Here is a 22,753-nt window from a genome sequence, read left to right on the forward strand (position 1 = left end):
TGCCCGACCCGGCGCCCGAACGAATCGTCTGTGCAGATCACGTTGTCTACTGCATCGGCAGTACTCGGATACCGGACGGCGTGCCGACACCTGCTCTCAGCGGACGATTGCTGGGCACGAGAATGGACGGGAAGTCGCGGTCGGCCTGGTCACCGTCAGGTCCTCACACCCCGTTCCCAGCGTGTCCAAAACCGGACGGTTCTGAGACACCGATCGGTGAGAGACCTCCCGCCGGGCCCAGCAACTACTTCCTACTGGCCTCCATGCAACTGAGCTACAGCCAGGCTGTAGTCTCGCCTTGCCGGCAATGCAAATAGGCTGTACTCCTACAGTTTTCGCCATCTCCTCCCCCGACTACGGGAAACCGAACCGGCCTGGATCGACCCCATGAAGACGTCAGAGTGGCGTACAAGGCAAGATGAGCGCCGTGTGCAGCCGGGGTCCTGGCCATTGCTGTTGTAGCTGGAGCACTCCATCGGCAGACAAACTAGTCTGCACGACAACAACTTTGGTTTCACGACGCGTCGCCGGAAGTTGCGGTCCCGGGCGCACCTCTGGATTTGAATGGCCGGGGCGTCAAATGTGTCGGAAGTCCGGGAACCGTCAGGTGGAGGTGGCACCACCTGACAGTTCCCAGCCTTGGTGGTCCACACTGACCGTCCTGGCCACCGCGTTCGCGGCCGGGTCGCGGGATCGTGCCAGGCTGGGACGTCGTCGGGTGCGGACGGACGGGAAATCTGTTAGACAAGGAAGCGGGTTGAACCCTGGTCGTGTCGACGGCACGGACAACGCTGTCGACCGGAACCCTTCAGTGAAGGAGACCATGGTCGGCTGCGTCCGGGTCTGCGGCTGCCACTGCGATTGGGGTTGGCCGTGCACGTACACACAGTCCACTACGAACCGCTCACCGTCTGCCTCAGCGGCGGCCGTAATGCCACTTCGTCGGGTACCACCGTCGTCACCGTCACCGGCGAGGTCGACGCGTCCACGGTCGCCGAACTGGCGACCGCGCTCGGCGGCGCGATCGACTCCGCACCGCAGGCATGCGTAATCGACCTGTCCCACGTCGACTTCCTGAGCATCGCGGCAGCCGAAATCCTCGCCGACGGGCACGCCCGCGCCGCCCTGCGTAACCTCGACCTGCACCTGGTGCCGGGCCGGGCGGCACGGCACACCCTCGTCGCGACCGACCTCCTCGACACCTTTCGCTGCCACCGCACCACCGCGACCGCTGTCGACGACATCCGCGCCGAGAGGGCGCACCAGCAGGACACGACGTCCTCGCACGCACAGGCCAGCTGACCCCGGCCGGCTGACGGGTCCCAACCAGTCCCGCCTCGGGTGTGTGCCTCAGTTGGCTGTGGTCGGTCGGCGTCCGGTGACGAAGAAGTACAAGCGGTCCGCGACGTCGACGCCCTGGTCGCCGAAGCGTTCGTAGAACCGGGCGATCAGGGCCAGGTCGATCGCCGCCCGCACCCCGTGCGTCCAGTCCGGGGCCTCCAGCGCGGCCAGCAGCCGCGCGTGGGCGGCGTCGAGATCGGCGTCGGTCGCCCGTACCCGGGTGATCGCCTCGAGTGTCGGTGTGGTGACCGCATCGGTCACCAGCGCCGCGATGGTCGCAGCGAAGGTGGCCATCGCCCGCACCAGCTCGTCGACCGTGTCGGGGACCAGTTTCTGTGGTGAGCGGCGGCGGACGGCCTCGGCGATATGCAGCGCGAGCTCCCCCATCCGCGCCAGATTCTCCGCGATGCGGACAGCGGCGAACACGTGCCGCAGATCCCCGGCCACCGGGCTCTGCAACGCCAGGAACACCACCGTCCGATCGCGGCACTCGGCCTCCGCCGCGGCAATGTTCTCCTGCAGGTCCAGTGCCTGCTCCGCCGCAGCAAGGTCCTCGTCGAACAACGCGGTCGACGCCAGTTGCAGTGCGCGTTCGGCCACACTCGCCAGCTCACCGAGGCGCTCGGTCAACTCGCCGAGCTGCTGCTCGTATGTCGTGCGCATCCTGCACCACCTGTCTCCCGGCCGGTCGCGTGGCCGTAACGTTGTCGGTCGGACTCTAGAAGTGCCCGGTGAACAGGAACCGAACCGCCCCGTCACCGCGGCTCTGCGGGTGTTCGATGGCGGGCACGATCACGGGACGCGGCGGCGCCCGGTGGGAGTACCGTCATAGAGGTAGCCGGGTTCGACTTCGACACTAACGGCCCTGAAGCCTGCTGTTGGTCGCGATTCCCGAATCTCCACGCACCCCGCTGGGTGCGGTTTGAGAGTTCAGTCGCGGTCGACAACCCCGTCGGAGGTCGATCATGCGTATCCATGTCCACTGCATCGAGCTGTCACTCCCCGAGGCTCACCAGGGACCGGGACGATGCCGCATCAACGGTCCGGGACCCACCATCGCCACGATCACCGGCGACCTGGACACCCCCGCGATCGGCGAGTTCACCGCCGGAATCGAGCAGGCCATCAGCGACGCGCACCGCACACTGATCGTCGACCTGACCCGAATCGACTTCGTCTCCATCTCCGGCATCGAAGCACTCGCCGACACACAACACCGCGCCGAGTGCCGCGGCCTGGCGATGCTCCTCGTCCCCGACGGCCCCACCTGCACACGAGCCCTGAAGGTCACCGGACTCGAGCACCACTTCCGCTGCTTCGACACCGTCCGGGACGCGGTCGAGGCCCGCCGCGCCGAACTGGCCGCCCACACCGGCCTCGACCACCTACGGACAAGCAGCAGGAGGCAACCGGTGTAACAAGCTCCGTCGCGTTGATGTCACTCGTGAGCTCCTCAATCAGCGCCTCCCCCATCGCGAGAGTCCAGCGTCCGGACCGTTGTCGTTCGTCCTCGCTGACGTGGGTTGCGGGAGATTCTCCGGGCGGCGCGACCTCGGTGTCACCGTGGTCGCGCCGCCCTTGCACAGCCTTCAGCACTATCGCTCGCCGGCCTGCACCCCATCCTCGTGCGCCATCCAGTGAACGAAGCGATGCAGCGGATACATGGCATCGTGAGGGTTGCCGATCGTGCTGGGTCCCGCCTCGCCCAGTCGGACGATACGCTGCGCGCCGGCGCTTGCCAGCCGGTCACGATAGTCAGGCATCCGCTCGAACGGGTAGCAGCCGACGGTCTGCGTCGCCACGTTGACGTATTTCACCGCGTCGTCGAGTGAGTTCACGCGAACTACGTTGGCCGTCTTGTTGATCGGATGGAAGTCGACTGGTTCGTCCGACCGGATCACCAGACCCTTCCCGTCGGTCCTGCCCCAGACGCGGAATTCGTCGTCCATCATCGCCAGAGTGTCGACCTGCTCACGCAGATCCAAGGCCAGCGGCCGCGAGTCGCCTGAGGCGGCCGCCTTCTCGGCGATGCGTGTGTGCAGCCGTCCACAGAAGCGGTCGGCGTCCTCCTCATTCGCCTCCACAAAGATGAAACGGCTGGCGACGCAGGCCTCCTGATTGAGAACCATGACATCGGTGGCCGCCAACTCGGCGGCAGCCTCCAGCTCCGCGCCGGAGGCGAACGCTTCTCTACCGACCATGGAGATCGACGTCTTGGGGTCGAACGACACCAACTGGAAGCCCGGACCCAGATACTTCACGACGTTGTCGATGGCATCGCCGCCACCCCACGCGACGATCTTGTCGAAGTACTGGGGCCGATACAGCACCTGCTCCACCGCATCGTCGCCGCCGCGCCAATAGACCGCCGACATCGACCGCACGATAGGGTGGTCCGGATCGATACCGGCCATGGTCCGCAGGATCGCGACCGTGGTGAAGGGATCACTCGACGACATCTTGAACAGATTGACGGCCTTCACCAGCGCCCCCTGGGCGATGGATTTCACCGCCACCCCGGGAGAGTTGCCCGGCAGCACATGGATCAACCGCGGCGCGAACGCCCGGACAAAGCTCCTTCGCCCCTTGAAGTCCTGCTTCGGCACCCATTCGTCCAAGGCCCTCGGGTCGGGAAAATTCTGCTCGACCACGGTACGTAGAAGCCGCTTGTCGAGATATGTCGTCGCGCCGTAGACCTGGTCTCGCAGCACCGAGCGCGGCAGCACGTGGGTGGCCGCCATGCGGTCGATGCACTCTTGCACGAAAGGGTTCTGCGGATCACGGATACGTTCGCCGGTCTCGACCAGGAAGTCGATGATCTCCGATAGCGGAACGTTGAGCAGCGGCGGCACCTCGGTCCGTGGATGCACCGCACGGTCCAGGTCGATCGTCGGCGTCGCGAAGACGACACCCAGGTCACGCGAGCGGTGCGTTACCGCTTGGTCTTCCACCAGCTCGCCACGCAGGAAGAACGGCGCGGCGACAACAGATTCGGTCATGGTCATGACAGGCCCCTCACGTACGCGTCGACGGTTCCGGCGCAGCCGATCTTGTCGTCGTCTTTGACATCCGAGTAGCGAACAATGTTGTTGCGGATCGACGGTCCCGCGCAGCCGCAGGCACAGGGGTCGAGATTGAGCGAGATCTTGTCGCCGGTGATGACGCCGCCCCAGCGTCCGTCGAGAGAAAGATCGAAAAATGCTGCACGGCCTTCGATCTCGCCGGACTCGTGCGGCAGCAAAGCCTCGCCCTTCTCGTCGAGGACGAAGGGCACGATCCATGGCGGCACGTGATAGCGGTCGCCCGCTCTGCACTTGGGCATACCCGAGTTGAGCTCCTGCATGGAGTAGTTCTGGAAGTCGCGGTTGTCCGGGATATTGAAGGTCTCGTGGACGAATTCCCGGTAGTCCGGCGGCAGTTGCGCGCGCTTGAGTCCTCCGCCGACGTATATGCAGTTGTCCGGGTGGAAGTCTTTCGCCGAGAAGCCCCGCTCGCGAACGATCTTGGCGACCTGGTAGAGCGCATTCCACATACCGGAGATGAAGAGCTTGTCGGCGCGATGTTCGATGAGCTGCTCGGCGGCCACGATCATCGCCCCGTCGAGTGCCTCTTGCCGCTCGGCCGAGGTCCGATCGAAGTCGGCCAGCTCCTCGGGCCGGGCGGTTCCGTCTGCGATCTTCCTGCGCAGTACGACCATCTTGGTCAGCGAGCCCACGGTGATCGGCGGTATCGGCAAGCGAAATGCCGGTTTGTCGGGATCGCCGAACGCCGCCGCCTGCGCCTCTCCGATGATGATGTTCCTCGGCACTGCGGCGATGGGCGCGACACCGATCCTGCGCCGGTCTCGCGCCGGCGCAACTCCCGAACCCCAGGCGAAGACGTTGACGGTGTCCTTACGCGACCAGGCCATGTCCTTTTCCGAGGAAAGCAGCATCGCCGACTTTCCTGTCGTGCCGCCGGAACAGGACACGAAGTGCCCCTTGGCCTGCAGGCGCGCGATCCACTGATCGATGTCGGCAATGTCCGAGGTGTCGATAGGGCTGATCGGATAGGGCGAGACGGTTCCCAACCACTTGCCGAGCCGGTCCCAGCGCTGCTCGGCCAGGAAGCCTTCGGGGTAACTCTTGTAGGCGGTGTGTGGGAACAGCAGCGGCACCATGTCGGCGTAGTCGCGGATCTCGTTGACACCGGCTTCGCGTGCTCGATGATCCAGCAGCTTGATGCGGTTCCTGCGCTCCTGGAACTTCTCGTTCAACGCCTCGACCTGCCGCTCACGGAGTTCGGAGCGGGAGTAGTGGAAACGGTCCTCGGCATCCACCAGCCGAGTCAATTGCTCCGGGGGTGAGGTCACGGGCTTCCCTTCGGTAGACGTTGCCGGAAATGGCAACTCATGCGTATCATTAATTCGGCAGCCTCATCATGACGAAGTCAAGGGTGTTATGCAAGAGCGATTTTCGGCGAGAGCGACGAGACGAGTGTGACGCACTCCCTCGCCACGGGGAGGGAGTGCGTCACACATGAGAGACTGTCCAGGGCGAAGCGCTCGATACGCACACGCGACGGCGTGGACCAGATGGTGCACTTCACCTTTCATCTACTACTCGGCGGCCGCAGGCCGCGTTGAACACCTTGGGAGAGTGCCTTGCATATCGATACGAACAGACCGGTCGCGGTCGTCACCGGAGCCAGCTCGGGCATCGGCGAATCGTCCGCTCGCCAACTCGTGGAACTCGGCTGGCAGGTGATCGGCGTTGGCCGCGACCGGCAACGCAGTGCCGCCGCCACCGAGCGCATTGCTGCCGCCGCCCGCGATGGTGGTGCGTTCACCATGCTGCGCGGCGATTTCACCCTGATGTCGGAAGTCGAGCGGGTTGCGGGCGAGATAAGGGCACTCACCCCTCACCTCGACGTCCTCGTCAACAACGCCGGAGGTGTAAGCACTCAGCGGACAGTCACCGAGGAAGGCACCGAGGCGACGTTCGCCGTCAATCACCTCGCTCCATTCCTACTGACGCGGAAGCTGATTCCGCTGCATCCGGAGGGTGAGGGAGCTCGGCTCCACCGCTCGGTGCGCGTGATCGCCGTGTCGTCGAACGCGCACCGGAGGATCCAGGAATTCGACTGGGACGATCTACAGAGCCTGAACGAGTTCGATCCCATCGTCGCCTACGGCCGGGCGAAGCTCGCCAATATACTCTTCACCCGCGAACTCGCGCGGCGCGGGGAGGCGACCGGGCTCGTCGCCCAGGCCATGCATCCCGGCGTGGTTGCCAGCAACTTCGCCTCCCACGGGACCGGAGCACTGCAAGCACACATGGCCACCGCCGACGCGGTCTCGCCGGACGAACCGGCTGAAACGCTGGCATGGCTGGCTACCGCCCCCGAGCCGGGCCGCGACGGTGGGCGCTACTTCCACCGCAAGGCCGAGGAGACGCCCGCAGCGGCCGCACAGGACGACGACGCCGCCGCTCGCCTGTGGAACGAGAGCGAAAAGCTGCTGGCCGAACTGGGCTTCCAGATCGCGGATGCCGCCGAGTCAGGCCGCATTTCGTAAGTGGTTCCGATCGCGGGAATCACACGCCAGGGCGGCCGGCGTCCCCGGTAAAGGGTTGATCGACCAAGACCAAACCTGAATACCGGAGCCCTCGTGCCCAGCGTAGCGCTGGCGGGGTGGGCGGATCTGACCGACGCGCAGTGGTCGGTTTCGGCTGGCGCCACTCGCCAGATTCTGTGGAACGTCAGTGTCGAATCGACCATTGCTCGGGCCCATCAGCGCGCAGCCGACGCCCGAAGGTGACGACGCCGGTCAGGTCGGACCACCCGGCGGCGTCGAGACAGAACCCGACGATCACGCGCGTTGGGACGCTCGCGCAGCGACCGGACCGCCAGAACACACCTGGCGTGCGCGCAGGGCGCAAGGCCCTCTCGATCATCGTCACCGCACGTCAGGGCTGCGACAGTCGCTGTTCGAGGCGATCCTCGCGAGTCAATCCCGGTGCCTCGCCACGGGCGTGGTCGGCCGCGCTGTCGTCCGGAAACGTACTGGCGGATCGCGCATACCGCAGTGCCGCCACCCGCGCCGCCGCGGTGCTCAGGCGACGATCCCGGTCAAGACCGACCGGGCCGCCAACCGCACACGCAGAGGTTCCGCCGATGGAGTGACCACCGGGTCTTCGATCCCGAGCACTACAAGCAGCGTCACACTGACGAGCGCGGCATCAACCTGCTCGAGCAGAACAACGCTGCTGCAACGAGATACGAAAAGCGCACCGTACACCGCCACAGTTCGTGTCGCCGCGATCAACCAGTGGCTCTGCCCTCCACGCTTGCGAAACTCGGTGAGTCCGGCGATGGACTTGCGCAGCGCCGCAGTCGCGGCAGCCAACGCCGTATGGAAGCTCGCCCCAACGTCGATCCGGCATGCCGGCTCAGACGAGATACCGTCCGCCATTGACGCTGAGCGTCTGCCCAGTCACGTACCCGGCCTCATCCGAGGCCAAGTACGCGACGGCGTACGCGATATCCTCCGCACAGCCGACGCGTTTCATTGGAAGCCTGGCCGCGAGCTCATCCGGCTCGTGGCTTTCCCGCAGCAGTGGCGTGTCCACGGTGCCAGGCGGGACGTTGTTGACGGTGATCCCCTTCTCCGCGAACTCGACTGCCAGTGCCTTGGTGAAACCGATGATGCCACCCTTCGATGCCGCGTAATGGGCCACCGCCGGAGCACCGGTCTGCGCGGACGACGAGGAGATATTGATGATCCGGCCCCAGCCGGCGGCGAGCATGTCGGCAACAAGTACCTGCGTGACCAGGAAAGGTCCCTTGAGGTTCACCTCGACAATCCGGTCCCAGTTCTCCTCCGTGAGGTCGAGGAACGGCGAGTATTTCGTGACTCCGGCATTGTTCACCAGAATCGTGACTGGCCCGAGTTCCGCGCGGGTCCGGGCCGCCGCAGCCGCGACAGCTGCGGAGTCGGCCGCGTCACCGGTGATGGCGACCGCCTTTCCGCCCGCTTCGCGAATTCCCGCAACCGTCGCCTCGGCGTCGGCGGCGTTCAGGTCCCACACAGCGACCGCCGCGCCCTGGGCCGCGAGCACTGTCGCTATGGCGCGCCCGATTCCGCGGCCACCGCCCGTAACGACTGCGTTTCTTCCTTCGTGGGCCACCAGGGCCTCCTCTCTGTCGACGAATGTCTTCGCTGTGTACCGGTGCCGCGCGCAGCTTCCTGACCACAGGGAACCTGGCGTTGCCGCTGGAGTGGTCGACTACCTCGGTGATCTCGACCTATGGGCATCACGCACTCGTGGCTTCTGTTCCGGTCAGAGCCCAACGGGCGATCTCCATCTGATCCGCACCCGGCCCCAGGTCGGTGTCGGCCTGTGACCAAACCTGCACGGCCCGGTCGCCGAGTGCGGTGCCAATCCCTAGCTCTGCTGCCAAGCCTGTGGCAATGCGCATGTCTTTGAGCATGAGGCGCAACGCGAATCCGGAGTCATAGGTCTCGGGGAGTACGAAGTTCGGGAACTTGGTTTCACTCGCCGCGCTGCGTCCACTCGCCGCGTTGATCGTCGATACAATCACCTCCGGGTCGAGCCCGAAGCGGCGGCCGATGGCAAAGCCTTCGGCGGTAGCCAGCAGTTGAACCGCTGCAAGTAGGTTGTTGATGGCTTTGAGAGCGTGCCCCGCACCGATGTCGCCCACCCGGAGCCAAGTACCGAGCGGAGCCAGCATCGCACTGAGCTGCGCCACAGTGGCTTCGTTTCCAGCAGCCATGATTGTCAGTGTGCCGGCCGCAGCGCCGCCGATGCCGCCGGATACCGGTGCGTCGACAAAATTGACGCCTCGTTCAGCCAGTTCGAGAGCAACGCGGCGGGTCGATGTGGGCTCGGACGACCCCATATCGATGACGATGGTGCCGGAGGCCAACTCGCCGAGCACGTCGACATCGTTGAGCACGGACTCCACCACCGTGGAATTCGGCAACATCAGAATGACAATGCCTGCTCCGGCCACCGCCTCCGCTGAAGTCGCAACTACAGTGCCCCCCGTCTCGGCAAATGATCGGCGGGCGGCCTCCTGTAGGTCGAATCCCACTACTTGGAAACCGGATTCGACCAGTCGGCGTGACATATGTGCACCCATGTTGCCCAGGCCGACAAAGGCGATGTGTCCGTTGCTTGTTTCAGGCATCAGAGCACTCCGACAGGATTTCATCAGCACTACGGAAGGATTCGATGGCAGCGGGGACACCGACGTAGACGGCGGTCTGGAGGAGCACCTCACGGATCTCGTCGTGAGTCGCCCCGTTGGTCAATGCGCCGCGTACGTGGGTAGCGAACTCTTTGGGTCGGTTGAGCGCAGTGAGCATCGCCAGGGTGACCAGAGATCGAGTACGGCGGTCGAGGCCCGGCCGGGTCCAGATTGCACCCCAGCAGTACTCGGTGACGAGATCCTGCATAGAAGAGGAGAATTCGCTGGCGTCGGCCAGGGCGCGGGTGACGTACTCGGCACCGACGACCTCGCGGCGGACTTGCAGACCCGCCTCGTAGGTCTCGCGGTGTGTGCGATCAGTGTGCATGTTGTGGATCCTTCTGTCAGTCGAGGAACAGGGCCGGGTTGAGGTCAGAGATTGACGATCACGGTCTTGGTCTCGGTAAACGCGTCCAGCGCCTCGTATCCCTTCCCACGGCCGTAACCGGACTTCTTGAAACCACCGAAGGGCAACTCCACCCCACCGGCCGCCCCATACGTGTTGACATAAACCTGCCCCGCCTGAATATCAGCAGCCAACCGATGTGCGCGCGAAAGATCCCTCGTCCAAACTGCGCCGAGCAAGGCATATTGCGTGCCGTTCGCCAACTCGAGCGCCTCCGCCTCGGTATCGAAGGTATTGCAAACCAACACCGGTCCGAACACCTCCTGCTGAGCGATGTCGGACCGCGGATCAGCGCCGTCGACCAGCGTCGGAGCGAAGTAGGCGCCACCGGTAAGACCTGGTTCATCGGGAATCGATCCGCCGACGACGACCTCACCGGTGCTCAGCTCGCTCAGGAATGCCTGAACTCGGGCCTGCTGTTTGAATGACACCAGCGGTCCGAGGTCCATGTCGGCCGAACCGGGTCCGATACTCACCGCGCCGAACCGCTTGGCCACCAACTCCAGGACCTCGTCATGGACCGAGGTATGCACCAACAGACGAGAACCCGCCGAACACGTCTGCCCAGCGTTCTGCAGAACCGCCTTCGCCACGAAGGTGGCCGCGCGGTCCAGATCGGCGTCGGGGAAAACGATCTGGGCCGACTTGCCGCCCAGCTCGAGAACGACCGGCACCACCCGATCTGCGGCCGCGTGGGCGATCACCGATCCGATCTGGGTGGACCCGACAAACCCGATATGGTCGATCCCGTCATGGGCGCTCAACGAGGCACCCGCCTCGACTCCGAGACCTGGCACGATATTCAGCACGCCTGCCGGGATCCCCGCCTCAATCGCCAACTGGGCGATGGCGACCGCGGTGCGCGGTGTTTCGTCTGCGGGCTTTACAACACAACAGTTTCCGGTAGCGATCGCCGGAGCGACCCCACGCGCGAACAGCTGCATCGGATAGTTCCAGGCAACGATATGACCCGTCACCCCGTACGGCTCGCGGCGAGTATAGGCATGCAAGTCAGGACCCAACGGGATCGTGATCCCGTAGTAGGAATCGATCGCGTGACCATAGAAGCGGAAGTAGCGGGCACACACCAACGCATCGGTTCTGGCCTGCCCCAGCGGTTTACCCGAATCCTCGCTCTCCAACGACGCCAACACTGCTGCGTCACGTTCGATCAGATCCGCCAGCTGGATCAACAACCGGGCACGAGTCTCCGGCGACGTCTCCCGCCATGCCCGCTGCGCGGCACGGGCCGCACGCACCGCCCGATCCACTTCATCATGTCCACACCTGACCACAGCCCCCAGCGACGCACCGGTCGAGGGATCGATGTTGTCATAGGTATCTGATGTGAGCACCCGACTTCCATCAATGAAGGCCGCAACTGTCTCCACCGGTCAACACTCCTCACTCTTCTTTCGTGGATGCACGACGACCTCGAAGACACGTTCAGACTCGTCGGCTTCGAACCGTCAGATTTGTCGATGCCCCTGCGACATCCGGCGATGCGCCGGACTTAACGACGGAGGCGCCCTCGAGGCAGGAGCAGTCGGGCGATGGAACCAGCATCGACGCCGGCGCCATGAATCTCTCCGACATACCCCGGCACCGTCATGCCGAGAACGCCGATACCTGCCTCGCGGCATAGGTTGTATCTGCGGCTGTCGCACGATTCGCCTGCACCGGCGTCGCAGCAGCCCGCACCGTCCCGAAATCGAGGGCAGCGCTGGCCCCACCGTCGACGAGCAGGTCGATGCCGTTGAGGAGGCTCGCCTGTTCCGACAGCGCGAATGCCACCACTGCGGCGATCTCCGCGTCATGCCCCCTGCGCTGCACTATCCGACCGATGCGCGAGTGTTCGGCAGTCTCCGACCGCACCGGTGAGTTGCCGATGTTGCCCGTTGACACCGAACAGATACGTGCGCCCACGGACCCGAGCCGCACGGACTCCCGCCGAACGAAGCGTTCCAGGCCGCGCTTGGCCCAGGCGTGGGCCGCGGCAGGATCCTCTATGGCCGGTCCGAGCGCCTCGCGCAGTCGGCGTAGGAACCGCTGGGCAAGCGGGTCGTCGAGGACGGCCGGCGCAGCCGCGTCGGAAGTATCCGGGCCCAGCATCGGCGACATACCCGCCAACACCACCATGGCGGTGCCGTTGTCGGCCAGTGGCCGGAGCGCGTCGGCCAGCCGAGCCGTGGTGACGAGATCCACGGCGAGAATCTGCTGCCAGTCGGCCGATGTCGGCGCGCAGACGTCGGCATGCGCGACCGCACGCAGCGTACCCAGATCCGCGATTCGCGCCACCAGGCGCGCGAGACCCTTTCGGTCCGTTACATCGAGACTGAACGGCTCGGCGTCCACGCCGGCATCGTCCACGAGTTCGCGGGCGAGGGCCGCGGCGGCGTGCGGATCCCGGTCGGTGAGCAGCAGCGTTTCCACATGGTCGACAAGTTGCCGCGCACAGGCTGCTCCCAGTCCGTAGCCCACGCCGGTGACGACACCCACGGTCCTGTTGTGCAGTGCGGTGGATAGCGCCGTGGGTGAGTTCACGGGGCGTCCCTTCGGTAGACGTTGCAATAAATAGCCACTCCTGCGTATCATTAATTTGTAACCTCATCATGGCGAAGGCGGGAGTGTTATGCAAGAGCGAATTTCGGTGACACCAAAGTGACGAGAACGACGCCAGCCCCCCGCCGCGGCGCGGGACGCCCCACCCGCGAGCAGGCCGAGGCACGCCAGGACGAACTGCTCGATGCCGCACTCGGACTGTTCCTGGAGCACGGCTTCGAGATGACGACGATCGAGATGATCGCCTCCCACGTCGGCATGACCAAACGCACGGTCTACGCCCATCACTCAGACAAAGCGTCGTTGTTCCTCGCAGCGGTGCAACGGGCGATCAACCGGCAGATCATCCCTCGCCGGGTGCTCGAAGACTTCAATCGCGGTGATCTCGCCGAAACACTCGAAGCGATCGCCCGGCTGCACATCGACCAAGTGATGACGCCAGACGGACTGCGTCTCCAGCGGATCATCAACACCGAAAGCTACCGATTTCCGAGCATATTCACCGCCAACTACGAACAGCGCTCCAAGCCGGTGCTCGACTTCGTCGCCGGTCTGCTCGACCGGGCCACAGCAGCAGGCGACATCGCTCCCACCACAACCGAACTCGCCGCCATCGCGTTCATGAACATGGCGGTCGGCAACTCCGTGCGCTCGATCGTGAGCGGCCAAACACCGACCCGGGACGAAGTCGATCAGAGAGTGCACTTCACCGTTCATCTGCTACTCGACGGCCTCAGGCCACGCTGAACATCCGGTAACGCAGAATTCAGTTTGTGGCAGTCGTGCTCGATGGACGGCGAATCTGCAGTGGCGCTGAACCATTGGTAACGAGTCAGCCATCCCCGACCCCTAGAGAAGGAGTCGGGGCGACCTCATGACGCGGGGTCCCGGATTCCGGCCTCGGGGCACGGCGTGCGCGTAGCGGACATCTCGGAAGTGAACCGCTCGGCGTCGCGGGACTGAACCCGAGGCGTCGGATCGCCACCTGACGCGATCTCGCGCCACGGTCTCTACGGTGAAACTTCGAAGAGGATACTCTTGCCAACTCGGACATAGGAAACTATGTTGTGTACGTAACAGATTGGAGGTGCCGAAGCCTTCGTCTCGTTGCGATCGTGCGCCGGGAGACCTCGGTGAGGTGTCAGCCGATGTTGAATTTCCTGTCATACGAGGCGGAGTGATGCTGCCGGGGTCGTGCGCGACTCTCCGCCAGTTTCACGTCTTCGCACTCCATCTGCCTGGTCGGCAATCACCTGCACATGCGGTTCAACCGCACCACGCGGGACCGAACTGACCGATATCCACGCTGTCTCAGGTTCTTTCACCCTCGAACCCATGAAAGGCACCTTGTGATCTCGAAAAAACGTGCGCTCGTGGCCGGCGTTGCCGCGGCAGTTCTCATGCTCAGCGCGTGTAGCAGCGGAGACTCAACCGACACCGCCGCCGTCGGCGGCCCCTCCGGCGACCCGGTCAGCGGAGGGACCGGCCATATCATCGAACAGGCCGAACCCCGCAGCCTCGACCCGGCGCTCATCTCCAACTCCTGGGCGAACTCCCCTGTGTTGGGCAACGCGCTGTACGGCACCCTGATGATCGACAATCCGGACACCGGTGACATCGAATACAAACTGGCGGAGGACTTCTCATCCACCGACGCGGGCAAGACATTCACCCTCACACTGCGTGACGGTGTCCAGTTCTCCGATGGCAGCCCGTTCAACGCCGAAGCGGTGAAGTTCGGTTGGGACCGCATCAAGGACCGCGCAACCGCCTCCGCGGACATCACTCAGGCATCGTTGATCGAAAGCAGTCAGGTCATCGACGACCGGACCCTACAGGTGACGATGGTCGAACCGGTCCCGAACTTCGCCAATGCCATCTTGCAGACCGGGATGAACTGGATCGCCTCCCCTGCCTCACTGCAGGGCGGCCAGCAGTCCATCGACTCCAACCCGATCGGTGCGGGACCGTACACGCTCGAGCAGTGGTCGCGTCAGGACGTCATCAAACTCACCCGCAACGCGAAGTACTACGACGCGCCGCGCCCGTACCTGGACAAGCTCGAGATCCGCGCGATCGTCGATGCCGACCAGCGGTACAACACCCTCGTCAGCGGCGGCGCCGACCTCTCCCTCGAAGGCATCTGGTCGAACATCGACAAGGCGAAGAACGCAGGCCTGCAGAACTCGGTCGTTCCACTCAGCGGCGGCACCACGATAGTTCTGAATACCACGAAGGCGCCGTTCGATGATGTGCGTGCACGTAAGGCGTTCGCGTTCGCACTCGATCTCGACGGCATCAACAATGCGGCGTTCGAGGGCACGGCCAAGTTGCCGCGCACGTTGTTCGACGAGTCTTCTCCGTTCTACAAGGACATCCCGCTCGCAGAGCAGAACCGGGCCGAGGCGCAGCGCCTCCTCGACGAACTGGCGGCAGAGGGCAAGCCGCTGGAGTTCACGATGTCGCTGTACCCGGCAAACAGGGTTGTGGGTGAGGCGATCCAGACGCAGCTGAGCACGTTGAACAACATCAAGGTCGATGTTCGGACGATCGATTTGGCTCAGGTCGGACAGATCATGGCCAAGAAGGACTACGACACCCTGGTGAGCACGGTGGCCTTCGCCGATCCCGAACCGCGCCTGTGGTCGTCGCTCCACAGCGGCTCCGCCGGAAACACCAGTGGCACCAATGATCCCGAGATGGACGTAGCGCTGGATACGGGTCGCACTGCCTCTGATCAAGCGGAACGTGCTGCGGCGTACGAGACTGTGCAGAAGCGTCTGGTCGAGCTCAACCCCGTCATCTTCTACACCCGCGCCGCGCCCGGTGTCATCGCCAGCGCCAACGTCGGTGGAATTCGGCAGTACGGGATAGGGTCGGTGCTTCCCGAGACGCTATGGATCCAGAAGTAGGATGAAGCGAATCGTGCACCGGTTCTGACTCTTCACTGAATTCTGTACAGTCTGCCATTCCGCCGATCGATGGTCCGGGCTCACACCAGCGCATCGGACAGCAGCTGACTCGCATAGAGTTTCACGTCGTCTTCGGCACGCTCTTCCCTTCGTAGCCCGACACTGCAGCTTGCCTGCGACTTCCCCGAGCCGAGGCTCACGGAGGACAAGCCTCCGAGATCTACGATCAGCCGGTGACCTTGCATTCAGCGAAACACACTTCGCTGTATATTGTTTCATTCTTCGTTAATAGCGAGAGGGCCTCGAGCCATCGAGCCCCGGAGCAGATTAGAGGAGGACGTCCATGTCGGACGCTGACACGCCCCAGTTCTCTTTGACCCGGTTGTATCATCCGAGTCATCACGTGACCGACCTTGATGTGGCGCAGGTGTGGTTCGAGCGAGTTTTCGGTCGTCCGAGCCGGCCGATTGCGGAGATGACGAAAACAGCTCCGGCGAGTGAGGGTTATCCGACTGACTATTCGACGTTCACTCCGATCAGCGATGTTCTGTTCGACACGATTGATCCGAAACGTTATGTGCTCGACGGTGTTCAGCAGTACGCGAGTGTTGATCGACCGCATCTGAAGGGGTTCGGGTGGTACGTCGAGGGGATCGTCGACGTGTATCGCAGGCTCAGGGATCTGGGTATTTCGATGGTCGGCCAGCGGGGGGAGGTCGCCGCCGGTGAGGATCCACCGCTGGCGCCGGGTTCGCCGATGCCGATCTTCTTCACGGTGCCTGGGAGCGCAGGTCTGCGGTACGAGTTCTTGCCACAGATTCCGTTTCCGTTGGATCATCGGCTGGCACCGGGGTGGGAGGTGCCGCCGGTGTCCGAAGATGATCCGTTGGGCATCGAGCGGTGTTCGCATCACACAGTTTTGACCGATCGTCCGGAGCGGGCGTTGCGGGTGATGGTGGACGGCCTGGGCGGCACCGTGATTCACCAGGGCCGCAACGAGGTGCTCGGTGCAAGCAGCACGTATGTGCACCTGGCTGATGCAGTGTTCGAATACGCGGTTCCGGATGCGGGGACCGCGGCGTATGCGGATTGGGCGGGGGCGGCGCCGGACGATACCTACCATGCGATCACCTGGAAGGTCGTGGATCTAGATCGGGTGGAGCGGCATCTGAAGGAGCAGGGTGTCGGCGTTGCGGTCCGCACCGGTGAGGTCATCGTCACCGACCCGGCTTCGAGCCTGGGGATACCCTGGGGGTTCAGCACCGTCCTGACACCGGGCGACCCGCGGGATGCGGGATGACGCCGAGACGGTGAACATCCTTCCATCCATCTCTTCCACGACCACGGACTGCGTCGGCGGCCACCGGTCTGCCCGGTGCCCCGGCTCCGCAGTTCCGAGGGGTGTTCACCGTCTATTGCGGCACGTTTCCTCGAACTGCCGACTGCGGCGCACCCGTGCGCAGCGCCCGCCGGTCCTTCCTTTATCGGGCGACATTGACTTTGGCCTTTTCAGATTTGTCAGAATGACCGTATATATATCGAGAAGGGGTCTTCCTCGTGCCCAAGTCGCCCACCCTCCCACTCTCCGAAATCACCGTGGTGAGCATCGAACAGGCTGTGGCTGCACCGTTCGCGACACGTCAGCTCGCCGACCTCGGCGCACGAGTGATCAAGATCGAACGCCCCGACGGCGGCGACTTCGCCCGACGCTACGACGAATCGGCACATGGACAATCGAGCTACTTCGTGTGGCTCAACCGTTCCAAGGAGTCACTGACCCTTGATCTCAAGTCCGAACAGGGCCGCGCCATTCTCGAGCAGTTGCTGGGCACCGCCGACGTGTTCGTCCAGAACCTGGCCCCCGGCGCAGCGACACGCATGGGCCTCGACGCCGAGTCGCTGCAGCAGCGTCACTCGTCCCTTATCCCGTGCGATATCTCCGGGTACGGCAGTACCGGCCCGTGGTCGGACCGGAAGGCGTACGACATGCTCGTACAGGGGGAATCCGGACTGATGTCCCTGACCGGTCCCGAGTCCACACCCTCTCGGGTTGGCATCTCGATCGCCGACATCTCCGCGGGAATGTACGCCTACAGCGGTATTTTGAGTGCCCTGTTCACGCGCGCGACCACCGGTGTCGCCCGCGCGGTGGAGGTGTCGCTGTTCGAGTCCCTCGGCGAGTGGATGGGCAATCCGGCGTACTACACCGAATGCGGTGGGACCCAACCCCGCCGGGTCGGTGCCGAGCACGCGACAATCGCACCGTACGGCGCCTTCCCGACCTCCGACGGCACGATCCTGCTATCCGTGCAGAACGAGCGCGAGTGGGTGACGCTCTGCACCGAACTTCTCGGAAATGCCTCGCTCACAACGGATCCACGCTTCGAATGCAACTCCGCGAGGGTTGCCAACCGCGCAGAGTGCAACGCTCTCATCTCCGAACAGACCCGCACCATGACGACAGACGACGCACTCTCCCTGCTCGACAAGATCGCCATCGCGAACGGCAGGCTCGCCTCGGTGTCCGACTTCCTCACGCACCCTTCGCTGGAGGGGCGCAATCGATGGCGCGAGGTCGACACCCCGGGAGGCCCGGTGCGCGCGTTGCTCCCGCCCGCCACCCTCGCAGGCGTCGAACCGCGCTTCGATCCGGTTCCTGCCCTCGGAGCACATACGGACTCCATCCTCGGTCAGCTAGGCTACGACTACGCTGCAATCGACGCCCTGCGATCCGCGACGTTGATCTAACCGTGTTTCGAAAGTGGTTCCGATCGCGGGAATCACACGCCAGGACGGCCGGGTTGTCGTGACAACTGCATGATCGAGGTCCCCGGTGAGAAGTTGATCGACCAAGACAAGCCTGAACACCGGGGACCTCCTTCGTCCTAGTTGAGAACGTCGCCTTGCCACTACGTTTGTCGCTTCGCTGCGAGTGACCGTCCCTCACCGCGAACTGTTCGGGGTGGGTTGCGCGCGAGAAGTACGGACCGTCGAGTGTCGGGTCAGAGTCGGATCAGGATGCGCGGCACCCAGCCCTCGGGCGTCGGGCGCGGCCCGGTAAACCACCTCGGCTGCCTCGACGAGATGATCATCTCCCTCTACGCCGGCGCGACCACCGTGCGCGACATCGTCTTCCACCTCGAATCGCCGCTGGGCACCGATCTTTCGCACGAGACGATCTCGAAGATCACCGACGTGGTCCTCGACGAGGTCAGGCCTGGCATTCGAGGCCTTTCGAACATTTAATTAAATTGAACTGCAACATGTTTCGATACATCTGATCCTTGAGTATATTCTAGATCGTTACCTTCCCGACATGCTCGGTTGGTCCGGCATTACCCAACTGCCACCATCCTGGCCGAGGATCCACCTCGGGTCTCGGCTCGTCGAGCCACCCGCCCGACGGCACGACCGAGCACCGGATCGGCCGTCCTCACGAGAGGCACGACATGAACATCGTCAAGACCCCGACCACGACCACCAGCCTCCTCGACGCGAGGATCCAGTCGATCCAGTGGTCCACCGGGTCGACCCCGCAGACCCTCTGACCCCGCGCGACCCGCGCTGACGAGAGCCGCGCGGGTCGCGCGAACCGGTTCACACCCGGGCTGGGCCCGGCGGGCACCATCACCGCACTCCAGGGGTGAGTCTTCCCGTCGGGCGAATGCCCGATCGACCATGGAGCAGCAGCTTGGGCCTCGACCGAGGAACGGATCGTTCACCGGAGTGGGCGGGCTCCGGACATCTTCTGGAGTCGTCATGGTCCCCATCTCCTTGGTGTCCAGTACACCGGTCCGTCACCGCGGTGCGCGCATGATCTGCGCGGTCAAGGCGAGACGAGCTGTGCGGAGACTGTTTTGCGGCTACTGCGGCCGGGACTGCTCAGTTTCAGGGCGGAACGGAACTTCTACTGTTGCGTCGGATGCGCCGACCGCGTCTGAGCGCGCATCAGTGCCACGCTGTTGCTTCTTCTGCTCGTCTCGCCGACTCGCCTCACGGGCCGTCGCCGGGCGTCGGCTCGCCCCGACCACCCCGGCGACAGCTAACGAACACCCGTATCTGCGCGGGGCAGCTCGATGTGGACGTGGTGGCCGGCATCGGCCGCCGGGACTCATCCGGGATGGACATGCGGACTGCCCGAGCGGCGTACTCCTGCGGAGCGTGATCAACCCACCACGGTCGCGTTCGGTCGCCGACGGGATCGGCGACTCCGGTTCGGGAACACTGAAAATGGAAGGTCACCAGATGCGGTCAACGACCTCCTCGCCTCACATCGACAACGCAGGAAGAACGTCGCCCGAGACTCAGGCGTGCGAAGCGAGCCTCGTCGCCGACGCATGGTGGGTGGGTGTGGCGGTGCCGCAGGTACGGGTTCGTTCGTGAGGGTCAGCTGCGGTGAGCCCCGGAACAACTGGTCGGACGAGTTCATCGACGTCTTTCTCGACGAGGCCGGACGGCACGGGTTGACCGCGCCCCGTACCGCGGTCGCCGGTATCATCGACCGGCACACCGCCCAGGTTGCGGCCCGGCTCGGTGTCACGGTGACAACTGCACGCACCCGGATCTCCGTGGACAACATCCGGGACATGGCGAGGGAGGCCTCCGTGGGGTTCGCGAAGGAGGAGCCCGGTCAGGGCCTGCTCGACATCCCGGTCACCCACACCGTGCCGCTGGCGGTCGCGGCCCGCACTGTCGTCGGCCTGACCATCACCTCCGAACTCGCCACCGCAGCCGCAGCCGCTGCCGCTCGGCTCGATCGCGAGGCGATCGTGCATGCCGGCCGCGAGGCGACCGCCCTGATCGCCGCCTGGTCCTTGATGATCGAACGCACCGCCACCGACAATGACACCACCGGTGTACTCGTCGTGGCGGTGCCGGAGGCGGCGATTCACCGCGCCCTGCGCGAGCTGGCGCGCGCCACCGTGCACCTCGACGCCGGTGTCATCCTGCTCGATGGCGACGACCCGGACCGGCTACGGGCGGCCCTGAGCGGCAATATCACCGCCCTCCTCGGCGAACTCTGACCAGCAGAGATTTCGGCGAGCGCAGCCCGAACTCAGACCGGGACCGGAAGCTACGCAACAAATTTCAGTCGAACGACCATGCTCGGTGGCGGCGTGCGGCCAGTCACGATCACCCTCGACGCGGTCGGCGCCGACTCCGATGGTGCCGGCCCACCCGGCCGGCAAGACAGGGAGAACAGGCGATCACGACCGACCCCTCATGGAACCCGAGAGAGCGCCCGGGAGGCCGTGCTGGCGAAGGCGACCGGCAGTCAGCCTCGTTGATGGATCCTGCTGCGAGACATGCGCTCCCGACGCTCCCGGTTACCGGCCCGAGACGCCACGTTTCGGCCCGGGCCACCCAGGTGAGTGGATGTCAGGGAGTGGCGGTGGCCGCCCATTTCTCGAAGCGTTCCCGGAGGTTCGACGTGGGGTCGGGGAGCCCGACGCCGGTGAACGCTCGGCGGGCCGCCAGCTCGTGCATCGCGGCCGGGTCGCCGAGCCAGTCGAGGTGGTGGTTCACCTCCAGGCTGACCGCCCCGTGGAACGCCGCCCAGACGACGGTCAGCTCCTCGGCACTGAGATCGGGGGTCCGGAGACTCCGCAGCGCATCGACGATCGGCTCGAACACCTCGGTCTGGGCGGCGACGGTCGGACCGCCCGGCGGGGCCTGGTAGCCGGGCAGCTGGTCGGAGAAGATCAGGTTGAACTCGCTGCGGTGGGCCAGGGCCCAGCGTCGGTGAGCCAGGATCCCGACCAGCGCACGGTCCGCCGGGGGTGCGTCGCCGAAGGCCGTGACCGCGGTCGCGGTGGCCTCGGCCAGGCTTCGGTAGCTGCCGAGCAGGAGCAGGGTGAATACGTCGTCGAGGCCGTCGAAGTAGGTGTAGAGCGAGGCGGAGCTGAGTCCGACGCCCCGGGCGATCGCACGCATGGACACCGACGATGGTCCACCCGCGGCGAGCTGCCGCCGCGCCTCCGCCTCGATGTCGGCCAGCAGCTCGCGCCGCTGCCGCTGCCGACGCGTCTCCCCGTTCTCGGTTGACATCGCCCCACAATACCGCGCAGCGATTGACATCCGAACACTGATCGGAAACACTACTCGTGCGATATCCGATCAGTGTTCGGAATCCGTTTACCGATCGCATTGTGGCGCCTGGTCGCGATCCGTTCGTCGGCCACCGCCTGACTCTCGCCAGTCCGAAACCAGATACAGGGAGTGGACCCGATGACCACCCACGTTGTGCTCGGTGCCGGTCCGGTCGGCCGCGCCGTCGTCGCCTCGCTCACCACGCGCGGGATCACACCCGCCGTGGTGACCCGGTCCGGGCACGCCGTGCCCGGAGCGACCAGTCGGCGAGCGGACCTCACCGACCCGGCCGCTGCGGCCGCCGCGGTCGCCGACGCCGAGGTCGTGTTCCAATGCGCCCAGCCCGCCTACCACCGTTGGCCACAGGAGTTCCGGGCTCTGCAGAGTCGGGTGATCGGAGCCGCCGCCGCGGCCGGAGCGCTGCTTGTCGTGGCCGAGAACGTCTACGGCTACGGCGTCGTCCCCGGCCCGCTCACCGAGGCGCTTCCCCTGTCCGCCGAGACACGCAAGGGCCAGGTGCGCGCTCAGATGTGGCGCGACCTCTCCGACGCTCACCGGGCCGGGCAGGTGCGCGTCGTGGCCGGGCGGGCCTCGGACTTCTTCGGACCCGGCGTCACGGCGTCCGCGGTCGGTGCCCGCTTCTTCACGCCCATCGTCCGCGGGAAACCGGTGCCCGTGGCCGGTGATCCCGATCGACGCCACACCTACACCTACGTCCCTGACTTCGGCGAGGCCCTGGTCCGGTTGAGCGAGACGCCGGCGACCTGGGGCAGGGCCTGGCACGTACCGAACCCCGCGACCGTGACCACCCGCGAATTCGCCGAACGCGCAGCAACTCTCGCCGCGGAGCCGCTGCGGCTGCGCCCGGTCCGGCCCTGGCAGCTGCGCCTGCTCGGCACACTCGTGCCTGCGGCCCGCGAGACGGTCGAGATGCTCTACCAGTTCGACGACGACCACGTGGTCGACCACACCGCGTACGCCGCCGTCCTCGGTGACCACGCCACCGCCCTGGACGACGCGTTGGCCGCCACCATCGCGGCGTACGCCGCGCCCCTCCGACCCGCCACGCGATGACCGGCGCCGCTGCGTCCCGGTCCCGCGCCACAAAGAACCGAGCTGGTCGACGGATAGGAGGCGCGAGTTCCCCGCCGCGACCCGGTCCCCGGCTCCTGGGGCCGGGGTCACGTCCCAC

General features: G+C 65.1%; 19 protein-coding genes and 1 pseudogene. 10 read left to right on the top strand and 10 right to left on the bottom strand.

What is annotated here, in order from left to right:
* Positions 1 to 873 precede the first annotated feature (873 nt).
* The gene (locus tag ACFYVR_RS18665) at positions 874 to 1,302 is read left to right on the top strand and encodes an STAS domain-containing protein (protein WP_387475799.1); all 429 of its coding nucleotides are present in this window, start codon (positions 874 to 876) and stop codon (positions 1,300 to 1,302) included.
* Between the two features lie 48 nt (positions 1,303 to 1,350).
* On the opposite strand, the gene ACFYVR_RS18670 is transcribed toward ACFYVR_RS18665, so the two are convergent.
* Positions 1,351 to 2,004: a phosphate uptake regulator PhoU gene (locus ACFYVR_RS18670; protein WP_387475802.1), complete on the bottom strand. Its 654-nt coding sequence runs from the start codon at positions 2,002 to 2,004 to the stop codon at positions 1,351 to 1,353.
* 302 nt (positions 2,005 to 2,306) lie between these two features.
* Between ACFYVR_RS18670 and ACFYVR_RS18675 the strand changes: the two genes are divergently transcribed.
* A complete protein-coding gene (locus ACFYVR_RS18675) occupies positions 2,307 to 2,759 on the top strand; it encodes an STAS domain-containing protein (protein WP_387475805.1) in 453 nt (150 codons plus the stop codon).
* A 177-nt stretch (positions 2,760 to 2,936) separates the two neighbouring features.
* Here the strand turns inward: ACFYVR_RS18675 and ACFYVR_RS18680 are convergent, their stop codons facing one another.
* Both ACFYVR_RS18680 and ACFYVR_RS18685 read right to left on the bottom strand, forming a co-directional pair.
* Complete coding sequence (locus ACFYVR_RS18680) at positions 2,937 to 4,346, bottom strand: acyl-CoA reductase (RefSeq protein WP_387475808.1); 1,410 nt, start codon at positions 4,344 to 4,346, stop codon at positions 2,937 to 2,939.
* Entirely contained in the window at positions 4,343 to 5,692 is a 1,350-nt protein-coding gene (locus ACFYVR_RS18685) for a hypothetical protein (RefSeq protein ID WP_387475811.1), read from the bottom strand. The genes ACFYVR_RS18680 and ACFYVR_RS18685 overlap by 4 nt, the downstream gene beginning before the upstream one ends.
* Before the next feature lie 291 nt (positions 5,693 to 5,983).
* On the opposite strand from ACFYVR_RS18685, the gene ACFYVR_RS18690 reads away from it, so the two are divergent.
* Complete coding sequence (locus tag ACFYVR_RS18690) at positions 5,984 to 6,895, top strand: SDR family NAD(P)-dependent oxidoreductase (RefSeq protein ID WP_387475813.1); 912 nt, start codon at positions 5,984 to 5,986, stop codon at positions 6,893 to 6,895.
* Positions 6,896 to 7,432: 537 nt separating this feature from the next.
* On the opposite strand, the gene ACFYVR_RS18695 is transcribed toward ACFYVR_RS18690, so the two are convergent.
* The 6 genes from ACFYVR_RS18695 to ACFYVR_RS18720 form a co-directional block, all read right to left on the bottom strand.
* Entirely contained in the window at positions 7,433 to 7,792 is a 360-nt protein-coding gene (locus ACFYVR_RS18695) for a hypothetical protein (RefSeq protein WP_387475816.1), read from the bottom strand.
* Positions 7,770 to 8,507, bottom strand: a complete 738-nt coding sequence (locus tag ACFYVR_RS18700) for an SDR family NAD(P)-dependent oxidoreductase (RefSeq protein WP_387475819.1) — start codon at positions 8,505 to 8,507, stop codon at positions 7,770 to 7,772. The genes ACFYVR_RS18695 and ACFYVR_RS18700 overlap by 23 nt, the downstream gene beginning before the upstream one ends.
* A gap of 127 nt (positions 8,508 to 8,634) precedes the next feature.
* Complete coding sequence (locus ACFYVR_RS18705; protein WP_387475822.1) at positions 8,635 to 9,531, bottom strand: NAD(P)-dependent oxidoreductase; 897 nt, start codon at positions 9,529 to 9,531, stop codon at positions 8,635 to 8,637.
* Positions 9,524 to 9,919 (bottom strand): carboxymuconolactone decarboxylase family protein, encoded by a 396-nt coding sequence (locus ACFYVR_RS18710; RefSeq protein WP_387475825.1) that lies wholly within the window; start codon positions 9,917 to 9,919, stop codon positions 9,524 to 9,526. Before ACFYVR_RS18710 ends, ACFYVR_RS18705 begins: the two co-directional genes overlap by 8 nt.
* Before the next feature lie 44 nt (positions 9,920 to 9,963).
* Positions 9,964 to 11,388: an aldehyde dehydrogenase family protein gene (locus tag ACFYVR_RS18715; protein ID WP_387475827.1), complete on the bottom strand. Its 1,425-nt coding sequence runs from the start codon at positions 11,386 to 11,388 to the stop codon at positions 9,964 to 9,966.
* A 217-nt stretch (positions 11,389 to 11,605) separates the two neighbouring features.
* On the bottom strand, positions 11,606 to 12,496 hold the full coding sequence (locus tag ACFYVR_RS18720) for an SDR family oxidoreductase (protein WP_387475830.1): 891 nt from the start codon (positions 12,494 to 12,496) through the stop codon (positions 11,606 to 11,608).
* Between the two features lie 162 nt (positions 12,497 to 12,658).
* Here ACFYVR_RS18720 and ACFYVR_RS18725 point away from each other — a divergent pair, with 162 nt between their 5' ends.
* The 6 genes and pseudogenes from ACFYVR_RS18725 to ACFYVR_RS18750 all read left to right on the top strand — a co-directional run bounded on the left by ACFYVR_RS18725 (position 12,659) and on the right by ACFYVR_RS18750 (position 20,495).
* On the top strand, positions 12,659 to 13,306 hold the full coding sequence (locus ACFYVR_RS18725; protein WP_387475833.1) for a TetR/AcrR family transcriptional regulator: 648 nt from the start codon (positions 12,659 to 12,661) through the stop codon (positions 13,304 to 13,306).
* 626 nt (positions 13,307 to 13,932) lie between these two features.
* A complete protein-coding gene (locus ACFYVR_RS18730) occupies positions 13,933 to 15,471 on the top strand; it encodes an ABC transporter substrate-binding protein (RefSeq protein WP_387475836.1) in 1,539 nt (512 codons plus the stop codon).
* 343 nt (positions 15,472 to 15,814) lie between these two features.
* A complete protein-coding gene (locus tag ACFYVR_RS18735; RefSeq protein ID WP_387475838.1) occupies positions 15,815 to 16,771 on the top strand; it encodes a hypothetical protein in 957 nt (318 codons plus the stop codon).
* 257 nt (positions 16,772 to 17,028) lie between these two features.
* Positions 17,029 to 18,219, top strand: coding sequence for a CaiB/BaiF CoA transferase family protein (locus tag ACFYVR_RS18740; protein ID WP_387475840.1), 1,191 nt, complete (start codon positions 17,029 to 17,031; stop codon positions 18,217 to 18,219).
* Between the two features lie 321 nt (positions 18,220 to 18,540).
* Positions 18,541 to 18,710, top strand: a pseudogene (locus tag ACFYVR_RS18745) (transposase); the annotation flags it as partial.
* A gap of 1,140 nt (positions 18,711 to 19,850) precedes the next feature.
* Positions 19,851 to 20,495, top strand: coding sequence for a hypothetical protein (locus ACFYVR_RS18750; protein ID WP_387475842.1), 645 nt, complete (start codon positions 19,851 to 19,853; stop codon positions 20,493 to 20,495).
* 355 nt (positions 20,496 to 20,850) lie between these two features.
* On the opposite strand, the gene ACFYVR_RS18755 is transcribed toward ACFYVR_RS18750, so the two are convergent.
* Entirely contained in the window at positions 20,851 to 21,519 is a 669-nt protein-coding gene (locus tag ACFYVR_RS18755) for a TetR/AcrR family transcriptional regulator (RefSeq protein WP_387475845.1), read from the bottom strand.
* Between the two features lie 180 nt (positions 21,520 to 21,699).
* Here ACFYVR_RS18755 and ACFYVR_RS18760 point away from each other — a divergent pair, with 180 nt between their 5' ends.
* A complete protein-coding gene (locus ACFYVR_RS18760; RefSeq protein WP_387475848.1) occupies positions 21,700 to 22,635 on the top strand; it encodes an NAD-dependent epimerase/dehydratase family protein in 936 nt (311 codons plus the stop codon).
* The last annotated feature ends 118 nt before the right edge of the window (positions 22,636 to 22,753 follow it).

The sequence above is a fragment of the Rhodococcus sp. NPDC003318 genome (assembly GCF_042879035.1).
In the GTDB taxonomy this organism is placed as follows: Bacteria; Actinomycetota; Actinomycetes; order Mycobacteriales; family Mycobacteriaceae; genus Rhodococcus_G.